Below are 16,359 nucleotides of genomic sequence, written 5' to 3'. Positions count from 1 at the left end.
GCTATGGATCAGGACATCGGATCAGAACCGCCGGTCGATCCGGCGGCTGTAGCGTTTGAGGCGCTGCGGCGGGAGGTGGCGTTGCTGAACGTGGCTCTGGCGGGGCTCGCCGCCGAACGCGCGTCGGCGCCAGACTACAGCGAGACCCTAGGGGAGATCGCTCAAGGCGTGAGAGTCGCGGTTGGACGGATAGGAAAGCTGACGACGAGTCCGGCGTTGGCAATTACGCCCGCTGAGATGGCGCGGCAGATCACAGCGGCCGGCGATGAGGCCCGGCGGCAGGACCGCGCTGCGTTGCACCAGGCGCGGGACAGTCTTCAGCGCGCGGCGGACGATCTTCGCGGCTGGATCGATACGGCGCGACTGACCAGCCTGCAGAACTGGCGGTTGTTGCAAGCGGCGTTGGCCGGGCTGATCGGCGGTGCGGTCTTGGGCGCAAGCTTTCCCGCCATCGTTGCGCAGGCGGCTCCGGGAGCATGGGCTTGGCCCGAGAAGCGGGCGGCGCGCGTGCTTCATCGCGATATGTGGTCGGCCGGCGAGCGGATGCTGTCGGTCGCGGACTCGAAACGCTTTCGGGCAATGCGCGCAGCCTGCGGCGACGGACTCTCCGATGAGAATTGCGCGCTAACTAGCCTCTCCCGCGGAGCCGAGAGCCGGAAGCTACCCCCGCCCCGGCGCCAAGCAGCGCCGTCTGAGCGATAAACCCGCCAGGAGCAGGTTGGCAATGATGCCGATAAGTAGCATTTCTTAGACAGGGAACCAGGCCAGAAAATGCGCATGGTATTCTGATATTCAGCGCGCCTTCGGAAAGGCTAATCACAGCGCCGAGCGCTAGGACCCCTTTGTACCGCATCTGTTGCAATGAAATGCTGACCTGACTGAGCCCAAACTGCCCATCAATGCAGCTGCGGCAGGGGCGCCGGTTTCGCCAAGCATTGTGGTCGGAGCTTTTGCAGTCAACACCGGTGCAATCGCTGCGCCGGACGGCTATATGTAAGAACCTCCGGAGAAGTTAACCGCTTTCTTCGGCAAGATTTAAAGGTGCCTAAGATGTCTACCTTGGCGAACTCCACGCTACCCAGAATTTCCGCCACCCAACCTAGTATGGACGGCAACGAGCGGGCCTATGTTTTGGAATGCGTAGACACGACTTGGATTTCATCGGCCGGCCGTTCATCTTGGAGTTCGAGCAGGAGTTCTCGAAACATTTCCGCGTAAGGAACGCCATTACATGCACAAATGGTGAGATGGCGCTGCATCTGGCGCTTGTCGCGCTAGAGATCGGAACGGGCGATGAAGTGATTCTGCCGAGCTTGGCGGAAGTTCATATGGCGCACGCGGTAAGCTACGCTGGAGCTACCCCTGTCTTCATCGACTGCGCACCCAATTCGCTTACGCTCGACCCCGCAAAACTCCAGACGCTGATCACGTCACGCACCAAAGCCATTTTGGCGCCGCACCTGTATGGATCCCCTTGCGACATGGCCGCCATAGTAGAGATCGCGCAGCGCCACGGCGTAAAAGTAATCGAAGAAGCCTCCGACATCGAAGCTGGCCAGCGGAATGTCACCGATATCAGCCTCCAAGGCGACTGCGCCATTTTCAATTTCTCCGGAAACAGGCTGATCAATACCGGTGAAGGAGGAATGATCACGACGAACGACGATGACCTAGCGTCGAGAATTCGCCTCTTGCGCGGCCAAGGCATGGACCTAACGCGGCGGTATTGGTTTCCCGTGGTTGGGTACAACTATAGAATGACAAATATTCAAGCTGCCATTGGCTTGGCGCAACTGGAGCGCATCTCCGAGCGTGCAGAAGCGCGGAATAGGGTCGCGACGTGGTACGATGATCAGATCGTCCAGCTTGGCGAACGCCTGACTAGGTTGCCCCCTAAAAGCGCCGCTCGTTACCCATCCGGCGCGTACACTGTTCGCCTCACTGACCACGACGCGAACTCGCGTGATCTGGTCATAGCAAAACTCGAAGCTGGCGGGATCGAAGGCGCGCGTGTCGCTCCGCCGATCCATCTCATGCCCCCATACGCTCACCTGAAAACAGGTGCGCTGCCGTGGACTGACGCCGTCGCTGCGGACGGTTTGAACCTACCTGCTCATGCGGATTTGACAGCGGCCGACGTAGAGCGAGTCGTTGCGACGCTCGCGGAAGTGCTTGCCCAACATTAGAGCGAAGCCACTGCGTTAGGGCCCGCGTTTTCGAGTTGCGGCACTGCCGATGGTCCTGTATCGAACGCCCTCCCCCGCCGACGTGATTTGCGTCGTCGACCCGGATGGCCCGGTGGCGGAGTGGTGACGCAGCGGACTGCAAATCCGTGCACCCCGGTTCGATTCCGGGACATGTCGCCGCGCAACACATTAATGAGCTGGGGAAACTCGTCGATACTGGTCTTGCGGATTATCTTGCCAAGCGTCGTGATCCGGTCGTCATCACGCTTCGCTTGGACGACCTTCGAGCCGTTCTCCTGGCACCGCATCGAGCGGAACTTGAAGATCGTGAAGGCCTGACCGTTCAGCCCGCCACGCGATTGCCGGAACAACACCGGACCGGGCGATTCCAGTTTGATCAGAATGGCGACAAGGGCGAGGAGCGGCGCGAAGAACAGCAAAGCGCCGCCCGCGACCAGAATGTCCATCGCTCGCTTTAGCGGATCCTTGGCAACCGGCGACGCTTTCACGGCGCACGTTCGCTGATCCGCTGACGGATTAGTTGCAATTAGCACGTGGTCCCCACCAGTGTATATGTCCGGGTCTTTGCCCGATGATTTAACAAGCCTTTACTAAATCAGCGTTCCGCAAACAATCGCCCTCAGTGGTTGTTAACCAACCTTTCTTCGCGGCGCGGCGATTCCTGCGCGTTCAAGTGACATTCTCAGCCCCAATGACGGGCGCCCGTGTGAATAACAACGACTCCAGCACGCTAAATCAGCGAGCACCGGCGCCTCCGACTGTGACTGGATGCACATGGTAGACGCTGCCGCGCCTCACTGAACCGTCATAAGCGTCGCAAGAATATGCGACAGGTCTTTGCGCCCCCGCTCTTGAATACCGCCAATACTCGTTAAACGGGAGCGGACTGATAGGGACTGCGCGCATTGGCGAGCGGCCGATCCGGTAATGACCGAGAACTGGCCGGCTCTGTCGGCGCCCCACAGGGGACTTAGGGCCAGCCCCCAGCGCGCTGCGAAGCGGCTTCCGCCCAGCTTCGGCCGATGTCGCTCGCGCGCCAACGGACCTGCAGCCGGTTCCCCGCGAAGCCGCTCCTCCGCTTGCACCCCCGGTCTCGCCGACGGGCGTCGGGTTTCAGACGCGCCTTTTGCGTCCGCAACCCAACGACCGAAGGAGATGACCATGTCTAGTGTAGCGGATCCGCTATCGCCCTGGATCTATGTCGCTTGCCTGGCGGCCTACAACGCCGGCCGCCTTCACGGGACCTGGATCGACGTCGAGGACGAAGAGACGGTCAAAGACGCCATCACGGTCATGCTGAGCGTGTCTCCAATCGCTGGCGCTGAAGAGTTCGCCATCCACGATCATGACGGTTTTGGGGGCGTGACCATCGGCGAGTACGAGGACATCGGGCGGGTCGTCGAAATCGCATCGTTTCTTCGCGAGCGCGGCCAGCTTGGCGCCCTGGTGCTCGATCACCTCAGCGGGAACATCGACGAGGCGAGCGAGGCGCTCGACGACGGGTACCGAGGCGCGTTCGAATGTCTGGCTGACTACTTTCAGGAACTGACGGAGGAAACGGTCATGATCCCGGAGCCCCTCCGCCTCTATATCGACTACGAAGCCATGGCGCGGGACGCGGAGCTCAGCGGCGACGTGTTTACGCTCAGCACGGCTCACGACAAGGTCCACGTTTTTTGGACGCGATGAGGCGAAGGCGCTCAGAACAGGCCTTTAAATTCAGGATCACTATAGTAGCGGTACGAAAATCCGTAGGGCCGCAAGGCTCGTGTCGGTTCGATTCCGACCGCCCGCACCATTCCAGCATCGCTCAGTCTTCCGCACACAAAGGCGGCGCCTCCGTTTTCTGGGCTGGCGCGTGGCGTCGTGAGGCGTGACAAGCGCTTCGGCGCGGCTCTATCGGCGAAATCGCTCTTCAGCGACGGCCCGTCCGTTCGCCTTCGGTCCCGCCAGAGCACGAAGAACCCGCCCTTGAGGGGCGGGTTCAGGCTTTCGCGTAGACTGGAGAGCCAAGATCTGGGGATTAGACCAGACTGAAGTCGCCCGCGTTGATCAGCGATGCGGCGTTGGCCAGGGTCAGGCCAACGAAGGTGACCATCTGGGTTTGCAAGGTGCCGTTGGCGGTCGCGTCTGCGCTCGAGTCCGCATAGAGCGACAGTTGTAGATCCCCACCGTCAAGTTGCCAGATCACGATGGCCTCGGCTGCGTTGTCGTTGTTGCCGAAGAGCGAATGGGCCGCGGCTTGGGCCGCGTTGGCGTTTGCGTATGTGTTAACATCCAAGACTAGGATTTCCGTACCCGAGGCGGCGGTGATGCCACCGCTGGCGGTGCCGAATCTTATGGTGGTGGAGGTGACGTCGACGCGAATCTGGTCGACGGCGGTTGTTGCGGTCCCGAAGTTGAAGTCGGTGTAGCTGTCCGTGCCATTGGCCGCTTGCGTAAGGTTTGTGACGACAAAAATGTCGGCGCCATTTCCGCCTGTGAGGGTGTCGTTGCCTCCACGACCGGTGAGGATGTCGACGCCATCCCCCCCGACGATGGTGTCCGCCTGTGTTGTGCCGGTGAGGGTATTGGCCTGGGTGGCCGAGCCTTTGAGGGTCAGGCCGTTGCCTGTGGCGGCCGAGGCGTTGATGGTCACAGTCCCGGTCGCCGCCGAGGCGTCGATGGTCGTGGCGGGGTTCACCGCCAGGGCCCCGGTCGTCAGGTTGAGCGCCCCCGCCCCGGTGACCGCGAGCTTGGTGAAGCCCGTCAGGCCGGCGATCGAGGACAGCGTCAGGTTGTCGGTGAGGGCTAGGTTGACGGTCTCGACGCTAGCGATGTTGAGGTTGGCCACGCTCAGGGTGTTCACCGCCGCCAGGCCGTCGTTGACAGTGATAGACACCACGTCGGTCCCGCCGGCAGCGTTGGCCAGGGCAAGGGTCGGGGCCACAGTCTGGGCGCCGCTGATGGTGATCGCACCCGCCTGGGCCACGCTGAGGTTCGTCACCGAATAGCCGTCGCCGGCGGAGTCGGCATCCAGGACGAACGATTGGATCCCAGCCATCAGTGAGGCGTCGAAGGTGTCGAGGGCGCCGTCGTTGTCGTCGGCCAGGGCGATGACCTCGAAGCCGGTGAGGTAGAGGGCGGTGGTGGCGGTCAGCGCCGCTTGATCGGTGAAACGGACTGTGTCGGTTCCGCCGCCGCCAACGGCGGTGATCGCCGGGTTGTTATAGACCAGGGCGTCGACATAGACGCCGTCGTTCCCCGCTCCGCCGGTGAACTTGGTCAGCGCGCCGACCTTCACGATGAGACCGCCCGCCGTCTGCGCCGCGGAACTGATCTGGCTGAAGTTGGTGCTGAGGGTCGCGGCGGAGAGGTCGACCCGACCCGCGCCCGTTACCGTCAGGGTGGAGGCGGCGGCGTAGTCAGCCGCGAGCGCGCCGGTCAGGTTGGTCGTGGCGTTGATGGTGAGGCCGCTCAGGGCGGTGGCTGTGTCGAGGTCGATTACGCCGACGGCATTGGCGCCGCCGGTGGAATTGATCACCACCGTGGCCGCGCCTGTCTGGTTGCGAGTGATGTTGGCCCCGCCCTTCAGGCCGCCCTGCAGGTTCAGGGTTACGGCGTTGGTGGCTGCGGCCATGGTGAAGGTGGTGGCCCCGTTGGTGACCGCCCCGTCGCCGACGATGCTGAGCGACGCGCCCGTGCCGATGTTGTTGAAGGTGACGGCGTCAGTACTCTTGTTGTTGACCACAGAGGTCTCAGCAGAGACAGCGGCGAAGTCGTAGACGCCGTCCGTGCCGCCGGTCTCGTTGATCCTGAACACCTCGATGCCGGTGATGGTCGCTGCGGGGAAGGCGCCAGCGCCGACCCCGTCCACTGTCAGGACCAATGTGTCGGTCCCACCGCCGCCGTTGAGGACGTCGGTCGCATTGAGCGTGCTGTTCGGGCCGATGGCGGAGATATAGGCGGTGAAGGTGTCGTTGGCGCCGCCGCCCGTGAAGTTATCGGCGGCCGTGGTCAGGGTGAAAGACTGGCTGACCGGCGCTTCCTCCTCGGGGGGCGGCGGCGGCGGCGGCGGGACGTTATTGTTGCCCATGCCGCCGCCGAGCGAGGAATAATTCGTGGTTAGGTCGACGCCGTACTGGGCGTTGCCTGTCACGAGGGCGTGGATGAAGTTGTTAGCGCCGGCGGCGTACAGGCCCACGTCGGCCTTTACCCCCTCGCCCATCAGATAGCCGATCAGCGCCGCCTTGACGGCGATGTCGACCTGGGCCGCGGTGGAGGTGGCGCCAATCACGCCGCCCTGACGGGCGATAGCTTCGAAATTGGCCTTGCGGCTGGTGATGTCTGCGATGGCGGCGGCGGGGTTGATTCCGGCGGCGATGGCGTAGCTGGAGCCGATTATGGCCTGGTAGGCGGCGGTGACGAAGGCGTCGAAGGTCAGACCGCCATAGACGGCGCTGAAGGGGGAGGCGCCTTCACCCAATACGCCGAGGTTGAGCGCGAAATTGATGTAGCGGTTTTCCAGTCCGAACTTCGCGTAATAGGGGTCGTTCAGGTCGTTGGGGTTGGCGGGCGAGTTGACCAGATAGTCGAGGCCGGCCTTGGTCGGGGTTCTAGCGGTGAAGAACTGGTAGACCTGGACCGCGACGGAAACATCGTTGTCGGCGCTGTTGACCACATAGGACATGGCGGCCTGGTCTGTGATCTGGCCGGCCTGCGATTTGTTGGCGATCAACAGCAGCTCGGCCGAAGCGGCTGCGTCGGGCTGCACGCCATTGTTGGCGGCCCGGTAGGCTGCGGTTAGTTGATCTATCGTATAGGCCATTGACGGTGCTCTCGTAAGACAAGCAGGACCTCTCATAGATCTCTGCGACCAAGATAATCGCGACACCTATCTCCGTTCGCGGGGCAATCGAACGGATATGCGTGTCTTTGTGCACAATCTAGTAGATTCCGTGGATTGCCAGAATGGGCCGGCGGTCTCGCCGATGGATTGGCCGGGCGCTAGGCGCAACTGCGACGACCGCCGCCGGCTTCATGGCGCGACGTGTGGGCCTGTCGACGACTGTCGCCTGTTGCTGGCGGCGCTCTGCCGCCGGGCGAAGTCGATGAAGGCCTTGAACGCCGCGGTCGGGTTGCGACGGTTAGGATAGTAGAGGCTCAGGGGCGGCGTACGCATCCGGTGAGAACCGCGGCGGCCTAGGTCCGGTTAGCGGACGTCATCAAGTTCCGGGCGGGGTGGATGGGGGCCTTCCTCGAGGGCCGCTTCTAGCTCCTCTATTGAGATCGCTTGTGCGGGCGTGTCGGGACTTTCCAGCAGATCAAACAGCTCGACACGCCCGTCGGCTTTATAGACGTCGATCTGAAGCGTGTTGCCGGAGGCCCGCCATTCGATAATGCCCGGGTCATTCAAAGCACGGGACAGGGCCTGCTTCACCTTGACGGACAATTCACCGTCCCCAAGTGGGCGAAGCAGCAACGCATAATCCGGTGCAGATTTCATTCGGCTACGCTACGCGGTGCGGCAAGGTCCGACTAGGGTCGGCACACGAAGTAAGATCCCCGCCGACATCCGGACATTCCCTGCGGAGTGTCAGGCCGCCTGGGCGGGCACGGCGCCAGATCGCCAGTTCCATGGCAACAGCTCGTCGATCTGCTGAGCGGGATGCCCGGCGATGCGAGCCAGGACGTCCGCGAGCCAAGCCTGAGGATCGACGTCATTCATCTTGGCGGTGACGATCAGGCTATAGAGGATCGCCGCGCGCTGGCCGCCACGATCTGAACCGCAGAACAGCCACGACTTACGTCCTAGGGCGATGCCGCGCAGCGCACGCTCGGCGGCATTGCTGCTGAGACAGACGCGGCCGTCTTCGAGGAAGCGGACGAACGAGGGCCAGCGCCGCAGCATGTAGTGGATGGCCTTGGCCAGGTCGTGGGCGCGGGTAAGTTTGTCGCGCGTCTCGTGCAGCCAAGCCTCTAGCTCCGCGACCAAGGCCCTGCTGCGCGCTTGCCGGGCCTCCCGCCGCTCGGCCGGCGAGAGCCCTAGGATCTCGCGCTCGACAGCGAAGATGGCGTCGATCCGAACCACGGCCTCCAAGGCCAAGGGATAGACCGCCTTCGACTTCTGCCCACGCGCTTTACTGTGAGCCGCCGCCTCGACGTCAGCCAGCTCGAAGAACTTGCGGCGGGCGTGGGCCCAGCAGCCGGCCTCGAGTACGGGCGCGGGCTGGCGGCCAGGTGCGTAGAGCTCGCCATAGCCGCCATAGGCGTCGGCCTGCAGGACGCCCGACCACGTCGCCAGATGGCCGATGGGATGAGCGCCGCGGCGATCGCGCGAACAGTAGCCCGGTCGTTGCGAGCCTGCACATCACCGAAGGCTTCTACACCCTGGGCCAACTCGAATATGTGCAAGGCGCTGAGATTAGTGATCACAGCGTTTGCCTGATCGGCTTCAACGCCTCGGGTTGGTTTGCTCAGAACAGCTTTGCCCTGGCTGGGGTCAGGCAGGCGTCTTTCACATCGCCTACGGCGCGGGCGGGTTGCTCCGCGACGGCTACTCAGCCGTTACTGTCAAATGAGCGCCTGCCTCGCCCGATAGGCCAAAAATCCTTAGTACTAGCTGTTGAGTCCCAGCAGGCACGCATCGGCCCATCGATCCATAAGGTCTCGGCGCTTCTGAAAGAGATCTCCCCGTCGATAGGCGGCTTCGACCTTGCTCCTGATGGTGTGCGCCAGCGCCATTTCGACGATCTCGCTCTGAAACTCAGTTTCCTCAGCCGCCCAATCGCGGAACGAGCTGCGGAAACCGTGACTGGTGAGATCATCGTGACCCATGCGCCGGAGCACGGCGAGCAAGGACATGTTGCTGAGTCCCTTGCCGGCTAGCTGCCCCCAGAACACAGGACCCACCGGCCCCTTCTCGCCGGCCTTCAACGTCTTGCGATGACGTCGCGCCTCGATCTCGAACCAAGCCGCGCGCTGCCGCTCCAAGATCTGGAGCGCAGGCTCGCTGAGCGGCACGCGATGCTCCCGCCCGGCCTTCATCCGTGACGCCGGCACGATCCAGAGCTTGTTCTCGAAGTCGATCTCACGCCAATCGGCCCCGAGCACCTCGCCCGTACGCGCGGCCGTCAGGATCACGAACTGCAGGGCCAAGACCCCTCCCCCACCGTGCGACCGGATCGCGGTCATGAACCGAGGCATCTCCTTGTAGTCGAGCGCGGCGTGGTGCTTGACCTTCGCCACCTTGGATTTGGCCGGCAGGATCATCTCGATATGACCCTTCCACCGCGCGGGGTTCTCGCCCTGGCGGTGGCCCTGCGCTGCGCCCCAGTTGAGCACGGCCTCGATACGCCCGCGCAGGCGGCTGGCCGTCTCTGACTTCGTCAGCCAGATGGGCTTGAGCGCATTGAGGACGTCGGCGGTTTCAACATCGGCCAGCAACTTCCCGCCGAAGTGGGGGACGGCATAGGTCTCAAGCGTGCTCGACCACTGCTGGATGTGCTTCTCGTTTCTCCAGGCGGCCTTGTTGGTGTCGATATAGGCAGCCATCGCCTCCCGAAAGGTGACACCCTTTGGCGTGCTGACCACCTTTGGCCGCCACCCAATCCGCACGCCGAGCGGGTCCTCGCCATTGTAGCGTTGCAGGCGCGCCGCCCTTGCCTTTTCGCGGGCTTCGGCCAGAGAGACGAACGCCAATGGGCCAAGACCCATCTGTCGTTCGCGACCGGCTACGCGATAGCGGAAAATCCACGACCTCGCGCCGCTGGGCATGATCTGCAGGTAGAGGCCGCCACCGTCCGGATACCGCCCCGCGCCACGAAGCTGCCGGACCGTCATCGCCGTGAGTCGCTCATAAACTCGAGCCATTGCTAACCCACACTTTAGTCCCCGCAGGGCTAACCCCCACTTTGACCCCAGCACTTGTTCATCATGGGAACGGATGTGGATGTATGCCTCGAGACACAGAAACGCGAGTTTTCCGTGATAAATCAACGGATTTAAAACGTCCGCGGACGCCGATGGATCGTGCTGGAAAAGCGGGGATGGCGGAGACGGAGGGATTCGAACCCTCGATACCCTTTTGAGGTATGCCGCTTTAGCAAAGCGGTGCCTTCAGCCTCTCGGCCACGTCTCCTCCTGAGAGGGAGCGGTTCGATAGCCTGTTCGCTTCAGGATGACAACGGCGCTTATGCGGAAAATTCGCCTGTTAACGCGGCGCTCAGACGGCCCCGCTAGGGTGAACATAGTTTTTCCAGCGACGAGCGTCATGCGTCCGATCCCCTCCCCTGCCTCGAACGTCGAATCCGCTGTCGCCTTCGTGGGCGGGGCGGAGATCGGGCCGCGTGTTTCGAGCGGCGCGGGCGGCGGTCCGGGGCGGGGGCGGCGGGGGCCGTTCCGGCCTGGTCAGCTGATCCCCTCGAGGGCGCGGCTAGAGGCGCGGCCGCTGGCGCGCGCCTTCCGCGTCATCGACGTTCTGGTCGCCGCCTGTGTCGCGCTGGGGGTGACCATCGAGGGTCATCCGCTGGCCGCCGGCCTGTGGGCCGTGACCGGGCTGGTCGCGCTGCGAATGCTCGGGGCCTACGCTTTCCCGCGCAAGCAGGATCTGTGGCGGCACATGGTCCAAGTCGGCCTGGCGCTGGGCGCGGGCCTGCTGGCCGCCGCCGTGGCGCTGCTGCCGACGGGCCGCGCCGAGGCGCCGGCCGTCTGGACGCTGCTGGCCGCCACCGCCGGCATCGCCGCCCTGCATGTCGTCTGGTGGACGATCATCGCCCGCGGTCGCCAGCTGGGCCGCCTGACGCCCAACATCATCGTGGTCGGCGCCACGGCCAACGCCCAGCGCCTGATCGAGGCGGCCCTGCGCACGGGGGAGGCCAACGTCCTGGGCGTGTTCGACGACCGCCTGGACCGCGCGCCCGAGAACATCATGGGCGTACCGGTCCTCGGCGACACGAGCGCCCTGCTCGACCACCGCATCATGCCCTATGTCGACCGCGTGGTGATCGCCGTGCAGTCGACGGCCCAGGGCCGCGTGCGCCAGCTGGTCGAGAAGCTGGGCGTGCTGCCCAATCCGGTGAACCTCTTCTTCGACGTCGGCGGTCCCGCCGAGGACGACGCCGCCCTGGCCCGCATCGTCGCGGGCGGCGAGAACGAACTGTCGGGCGCCCCGCCCGGCGCCCGCCGGGCGTGGGTCAAGCGAGCCCAGGACCTGGTCGTGGCGAGCGTGGGTCTGCTGGTCGCCGGTCCGGTCATGCTGATCGTCGCCCTGGCCGTGAAGCTGGACAGCCCCGGCCCGATCTTCTTCCGCCAGCGCCGCCACGGCTTCAACAACGAGGCGATCCTGGTCTGGAAGTTCCGCTCGATGCGCCACGAGATGGCCGACGCCCAGGCCGCGCGGCAGATCAGCGCCAATGACGACCGCGTCACCAGGGTCGGCAAGTTCATCCGCAAGACCAGCCTCGACGAGCTGCCGCAGCTGTTCAACGTACTGACCGGCGAGATGTCGATCGTCGGCCCCCGCCCCCACGCCATCGGCATGAAGACCGGCGGCGTCGAGTCGGCCAAGCTGGTCGCCGAATACGCCCACCGCCACCGCATGAAACCCGGCCTGACCGGCTGGGCGGCCATCAAGGGCTCGCGCGGCCCGGTCGACACGCCCGAGAGCGTCCGCCTCCGGGTGGCCCTGGACGTCGAATATATCGAGCGCCAGTCGTTGTGGCTGGACCTCTACGTCATCGTCATGACCATCCCCTGCCTGCTGGGGGACCGGTCGGCGGTGCGCTAGGCGGCCGGCGATGTTCTGGCGCGGGGTCCTCGGCTACCTGCCGGTCAATGTGGTGCAGGGCGTGGTGGGGCTGCTCACCATCGTCCTGTTCACGCGCGTCCTGGATCCGTCCCAGTACGGCGTCTACGCCCTGGCCTTCTCGGTCGGCAGCCTGACCCAGACCATCCTGCTGACCTGGACAGAGGCCGCCATGGCCCGCTTCCTGGCGGCGCGCGGCGAGGACGGGCGAACGGCCGACCACTTCGCCACCCTCTATCGCCTGTGGATCGGCGCGGCGGTCGTCGTGCCGCTGACCTGCGCGGGGGTGGCGGTGTCGCCGCTCGATGGACCGCTGAAGGTCGCGGTGATCGCCGCCCTCGCCAGCACCCTGGTCAACAGCCTGACGAAGCTGGCCCTGGAGCGCCGCCGCGCGGCCGGCGAGGTCTCGGGCGCGGCTCTCCTGACCATCATCCAGACCGCGGGCGGTTTCGTCCTTGGCCTCGCCCTGGCCTTCGCCGGCCTGGGCGGCGCGGCGCCGATCCTGGGCGTCGGCATGATCTCGGCCCTGTGTGTGGTCCTGGTGCTGCCGGGGGAACTGAAGCGTCTGTCCGGCGGCAAGTTCGATCGCGCCCTGGCCAAGGCTTACGCCGCCTATGGCCTGCCGGTCTCGTTGTCGCTGATCCTGGCCCTGGTGCTGGCCAGCACCGATCGCCTGCTGCTGGGCGCGTTTCTCGACGAGGCCACGGTCGGCGTCTATCACGCCGGCTATTCCCTGGGCAGCCGCACCCTGGACGTGGTCTTCATCTGGCTGGGCATGGCCGGAGCGCCCGCCCTGATCTCGGCGTTCGAACGCGGCGGCCAGGCGGCCCTGACCGAGGCCGCCCACGAGCAGGCCAGCTTCATGACCCTGCTGACCCTGCCCGCCGCCGCCGGCCTGGCTCTGGTCGCCCGCCCCCTGGCCGAGCTGATGATCGGCGAGGATCTACGGGCCGGCGCCGGCCACGTGACGCCCTGGATCGCCGCCAGCGGCTGGCTGTCGGGCGTGACGACCTACTATCTGCTGCAGGCCTTCACCCTAGCCCGGCGCACGCCGCTGCTGATCGTCAGCATGAGCGCGCCGGCCATCATCAACGTCATTCTCAACCTCGTCCTGATCCCGCGCCTGGGCCTGGACGGCGCGCTATGGGCCACGACGCTCAGCTACGGCGTCGGCGCCGTCGCAGCCTGGGCCCTGGGTCGCCGCGCGTGCCCATTGCCGATCCCGTGGGAGGTCCTGGCCAAGGCCGCGGCCGCGTGCGTCGCCATGGCCCTGGTCGTGCGCCTGCTGCCCTCGCCGGGCGGCTTGCTGGAGCTGGCCCTGAAGGCCGGCGTCGGCGCGGCCGTCTATGGCGTGATCGTGCTGAGCCTCGATGTCGGCGGCCTGCGCGGCAAGCTTTCTGGTCTTCTCCGTCGGAGGGCCCCCGCCCTATGACCGCCCCCATCACCGAAATCCGCATCGAGAACGCCGCCTGGCCTAGCGCCCAGCCGCGCCTGTCGGTACTGATCCCGACCTTTCGCGACGACCCGTCCGCCCTGCTCAAGGCCCTGGACGATCCCAGCGCCCAGGCCGAGATCGTGGTGCTGGACGACGGCGGGGGCGACGATGTGCTCGCCGAACGCATCGCCCGCCGGATCGAGAGGCTGCGCGTCCCGGCCCGCTTCGTGCGCCTGTCCAGCAACGAGGGCCGCGCCAAGGGTCGCAACCGCCTGGCCAGTCACGCGCGCGGCCAGCACTTTCTGTTCCTGGACAGCGACATGCTGCCCGACACTCCGGACTTCCTCAGCCGCTGGGCGGCCGTGGCCGAGACCAACGCCCCCGTGGCGTTCGGCGGCTTCACCCTGGACCAGACGCCGCCGCGTCCCGAGACCGCTCTGCACCGGGCCATGGCGCTGAAGAGCGACTGCACGCCCGCCCCCGAGCGCGCCAAGGAACCCGAGAAGCACGTCTTCACCTCCAACCTGCTGGTCCGCCGCGACGTGTTCGAGACCATCGGCTTCGACGAGGGCTTCGCCGGCTGGGGCTGGGAGGATGTCGAGTGGGCGATGCGGGTGGTGCGCCAGCATCCGATCCTGCACATCGACAACAGCGCCACGCACCTGGGCCTGGACACCGCGCCGACCATGGCCGCCAAGTACGAGCAGTCGGCCGCCAACTTCGCCCGCGTGGTCGCCAGCCACCGCGACATCGTCAGCGCCTATCCCAGCTACAAGGTCGCCAGGGCGCTGAAACCCTTCCCGCAGCGCGGCGTCTGGCGGCCGATGCTGAAGCGCATCGCCCTGGCCGAGGCCGTCCCCATTTCCCTTCGCGCGTTCGCCATGCGGCTCTATCGCGCGTCCCTCTATATCGAGGCCGTCTGATGCGGGTCGAATTCGAGAAGGTCGACGCCTACGAGCCCGACCGGACGCTGAAGGGCAAGCTGCGTCGCCGGCTGATCCGCCTGGCCTACCGTCGGCCGGCCAAGGTGGCGCTGGAGCGGCCGATGGTGTCGTTCAGCTTCGACGACGCGCCCGCCACGGCCTGCGAGGCCGGGGCCAAGGCGCTGGAGACGCGCGGCCTGCGCGGCACCTATTATTTCGCCGCCGGCCTGGCCGGGCGCGATGGCCCGATGGGTCGCTTCGCCACCGGGGCCGACGCGCGGCGTCTGCACGACGCTGGCCACGAGATCGCCTGCCACACCTTCTCGCACCTGGACTGCGGCCAGTCATCGAAGGCCGCCACGATCGCCGATGTCGACCAGAACGCCCGGAGCCTGGCGGCCTGGGGCGCGGGCGATCCGGTCAGCTTCGCCTACCCCTACGGCGATGTCGGCGCGCCGGCAAAGACCGCCCTGGCGGGACGCTTCAAGACCCTGCGCGCCCTGCACCACGGCCTGATCGCCGACGGCGCGGACCTCAACCAGGCCCCGGCCGTCGGTATCGAGGGCGAGGATGGCGAGAGCATCGCCAACGCCTGGCTGGACAAGGCCAAGGCTCGCAAGGCCTGGCTGATCCTCTACACGCACGACGTGGCCGCCGAACCCTCGCAATGGGGCTGTACGATCGACGCGCTGGAGCGGCTGATTGATCGGGCGGTGGCGGACGGCTTCGACGTGGTGACCGTGGCCGAGGGCGCCAAGCGGATCGGGCTCTAGACGTCGTCCTGCGCCTTGTCGGAGAAGGCCAGCTTGGCGGCCAGGGCCACGAACACCGCCCAGCGGAAGTCGTTGTAAACGACCGCGATGCTCTCGGTCAGGCTGACCAGGGTGAAGACGATCAGGAACGGGAAGGCCAGTATCGCCCCGCGATTGCGGAACACGGCGATGATCGCCAGCGTCATGGTCTGCAGATAGAAGAAACCCCAGGCGACGAGCCCGACCACGCCCATGCCGATCAGCTGCTCGATCCACGAATTATGGGCGTGCTGGGGGGTGAACTTGGCGTCGTGGACGATCCAGGCCAGCGGCCCCCAGCCGGACTTGTCGCTCCAGACGGCCGCGTAGCCGTAGCCCAGCCACGGCCTCTGCTCGATCTGGCGGAAGGCGGCGGTCCAGATCTGGGTCCGGCCGGTCAGGGTGGCGTCCTTGCCCAGAATGCCGAAGAACACGTCCGAGGCGAAAACGATGAACGCCGCCAGCAGCAGGAAACCCGTCACCCCGGCCCAGGTCGCGGCCGCGGCGAAGGCCGGACCGCGCTGGCAGATCCAAACGAAGGCCAGCGCCATCAGGCCCAGCATCAGCGAGACCAGCGAGGTCTTGGACTGCGACATGATCACCAGCCCCACCGACAGGGCCGCGAAGGTCAACCAGACGCCCTTGCGCTGGGGGTCCAGCAGGGCCGCGCCGCAGAGGATGCAGCAGCCCAGGGCCATCATGCCGCCCAGCGAGTTCTTCTCCAGCCACAGGCCGCGCCAGGCGCCGGGGAAGAGCTCGGTCATGATCCCGATCGACGGGAAGGCGATACAGGCGATGTAGGAGGCGACGATCAGCACGCAGAAGGTGGTGGCGAACACCCTGGCCAGCTCGGCCCACCGGAAGCGGGCGGCCAGGGCCAGGCCCGAGATCGTCGTGCAGCCCACGGCGAAGCCGCGGCGGATCGAGACATCGGGCTGGATCGACCAGAAGATCGAGGCCGCCACCACGCCCATCAGGATGATCAGGAATGGCTGGCGGATCGTGACCCGCACCATGTTCCAGGGCCGGGCCAGGACCAGCAGGAACGCCAGGCCGTAGGCGGGCAGGAAGGCCACGCGCAGCAGGCCCGAGCTAGATTCGTCGGTCTTCTCGCCGAACAGCGGCAACTGCCAGCCGCCGGTGTAGATCAGCAGCATGACCACGGCGACGGCGATGGTCAGCAGCGACGGCGCCAGCGCCCGGGTGTCCGGCCGGCCCC

At 65.7% G+C, this 16,359-nt stretch carries 11 protein-coding genes, 2 tRNA genes and 2 pseudogenes; 8 read left to right on the top strand and 7 right to left on the bottom strand.

The window, feature by feature from the left end; genetic code table 11:
* The first annotated feature begins 3 nt into the window (after positions 1-3).
* The 3 genes from AC07R7_RS11075 (at position 4) to AC07R7_RS11065 (ending at position 2,366) form a co-directional block, all read left to right on the top strand.
* Positions 4-702 carry a DUF6118 family protein gene (locus AC07R7_RS11075; protein WP_494635162.1) on the top strand — a complete coding sequence of 233 codons (699 nt, stop codon included), beginning with the start codon at positions 4-6 and terminating at the stop codon, positions 700-702.
* A gap of 449 nt (positions 703-1,151) precedes the next feature.
* Entirely contained in the window at positions 1,152-2,186 is a 1,035-nt protein-coding gene (locus tag AC07R7_RS11070) for a DegT/DnrJ/EryC1/StrS family aminotransferase (protein ID WP_494635161.1), read from the top strand.
* Between the two features lie 106 nt (positions 2,187-2,292).
* A tRNA-Cys gene (locus AC07R7_RS11065) sits at positions 2,293-2,366 on the top strand.
* Here the strand turns inward: AC07R7_RS11065 and AC07R7_RS11060 are convergent.
* A pseudogene (locus AC07R7_RS11060) lies at positions 2,354-2,740 on the bottom strand (sugar transferase); the annotation flags it as partial. The gene AC07R7_RS11065 and the pseudogene AC07R7_RS11060 sit on opposite strands and share 13 nt — an antisense overlap.
* 628 nt (positions 2,741-3,368) lie before the next feature.
* On the opposite strand from AC07R7_RS11060, the gene AC07R7_RS11055 reads away from it, so the two are divergent.
* Entirely contained in the window at positions 3,369-3,896 is a 528-nt protein-coding gene (locus AC07R7_RS11055; protein WP_494635160.1) for an antirestriction protein ArdA, read from the top strand.
* A gap of 334 nt (positions 3,897-4,230) precedes the next feature.
* Here AC07R7_RS11055 and AC07R7_RS11050 read toward each other — a convergent pair whose 3' ends face one another.
* The 5 genes and pseudogenes from AC07R7_RS11050 to AC07R7_RS11030 form a co-directional block, all read right to left on the bottom strand.
* On the bottom strand, positions 4,231-7,014 hold the full coding sequence (locus AC07R7_RS11050) for a hypothetical protein (RefSeq protein WP_494635159.1): 2,784 nt from the start codon (positions 7,012-7,014) through the stop codon (positions 4,231-4,233).
* Positions 7,015-7,398: 384 nt separating this feature from the next.
* Positions 7,399-7,692: a hypothetical protein gene (locus tag AC07R7_RS11045; protein ID WP_494635158.1), complete on the bottom strand. Its 294-nt coding sequence runs from the start codon at positions 7,690-7,692 to the stop codon at positions 7,399-7,401.
* A gap of 90 nt (positions 7,693-7,782) precedes the next feature.
* Positions 7,783-8,553: pseudogene (gene tnpC, locus AC07R7_RS11040) on the bottom strand (IS66 family transposase); the annotation flags it as partial.
* A 251-nt stretch (positions 8,554-8,804) separates the two neighbouring features.
* Positions 8,805-10,028, bottom strand: a complete 1,224-nt coding sequence (locus AC07R7_RS11035; protein ID WP_494635157.1) for a tyrosine-type recombinase/integrase — start codon at positions 10,026-10,028, stop codon at positions 8,805-8,807.
* A 207-nt stretch (positions 10,029-10,235) separates the two neighbouring features.
* A tRNA-Ser gene (locus tag AC07R7_RS11030) sits at positions 10,236-10,326 on the bottom strand.
* A 132-nt stretch (positions 10,327-10,458) separates the two neighbouring features.
* On the opposite strand from AC07R7_RS11030, the gene hfsE reads away from it, so the two are divergent.
* From hfsE to hfsH, 4 genes are read left to right on the top strand one after another with little or no spacing between them, the layout of a single operon-like run.
* Positions 10,459-11,973 carry a polysaccharide biosynthesis protein HfsE gene (gene hfsE / locus AC07R7_RS11025; protein ID WP_494635156.1) on the top strand — a complete coding sequence of 505 codons (1,515 nt, stop codon included), beginning with the start codon at positions 10,459-10,461 and terminating at the stop codon, positions 11,971-11,973.
* A 10-nt stretch (positions 11,974-11,983) separates the two neighbouring features.
* Positions 11,984-13,423, top strand: a complete 1,440-nt coding sequence (gene hfsF, locus AC07R7_RS11020) for a polysaccharide biosynthesis protein HfsF (protein WP_494635155.1) — start codon at positions 11,984-11,986, stop codon at positions 13,421-13,423.
* Complete coding sequence (gene hfsG, locus AC07R7_RS11015; RefSeq protein ID WP_494635154.1) at positions 13,420-14,349, top strand: polysaccharide biosynthesis protein HfsG; 930 nt, start codon at positions 13,420-13,422, stop codon at positions 14,347-14,349. The genes hfsF and hfsG overlap by 4 nt, the downstream gene beginning before the upstream one ends.
* Entirely contained in the window at positions 14,349-15,122 is a 774-nt protein-coding gene (hfsH, locus tag AC07R7_RS11010) for an oligosaccharide deacetylase HfsH (protein ID WP_494635153.1), read from the top strand. Before hfsG ends, hfsH begins: the two co-directional genes overlap by 1 nt.
* Here hfsH and AC07R7_RS11005 read toward each other — a convergent pair.
* On the bottom strand, positions 15,119-16,297 hold the full coding sequence (locus AC07R7_RS11005) for an O-antigen ligase family protein (RefSeq protein WP_494635233.1): 1,179 nt from the start codon (positions 16,295-16,297) through the stop codon (positions 15,119-15,121). The genes hfsH and AC07R7_RS11005 overlap by 4 nt on opposite strands.
* Positions 16,298-16,359: the final 62 nt, after the last annotated feature.

Source organism: Caulobacter sp. GW821-FHT05F04, assembly GCF_059419665.1.
Note: the sequence above shows the minus strand (reverse complement) of the source record. Positions and strands in the feature narration are given on the sequence as shown.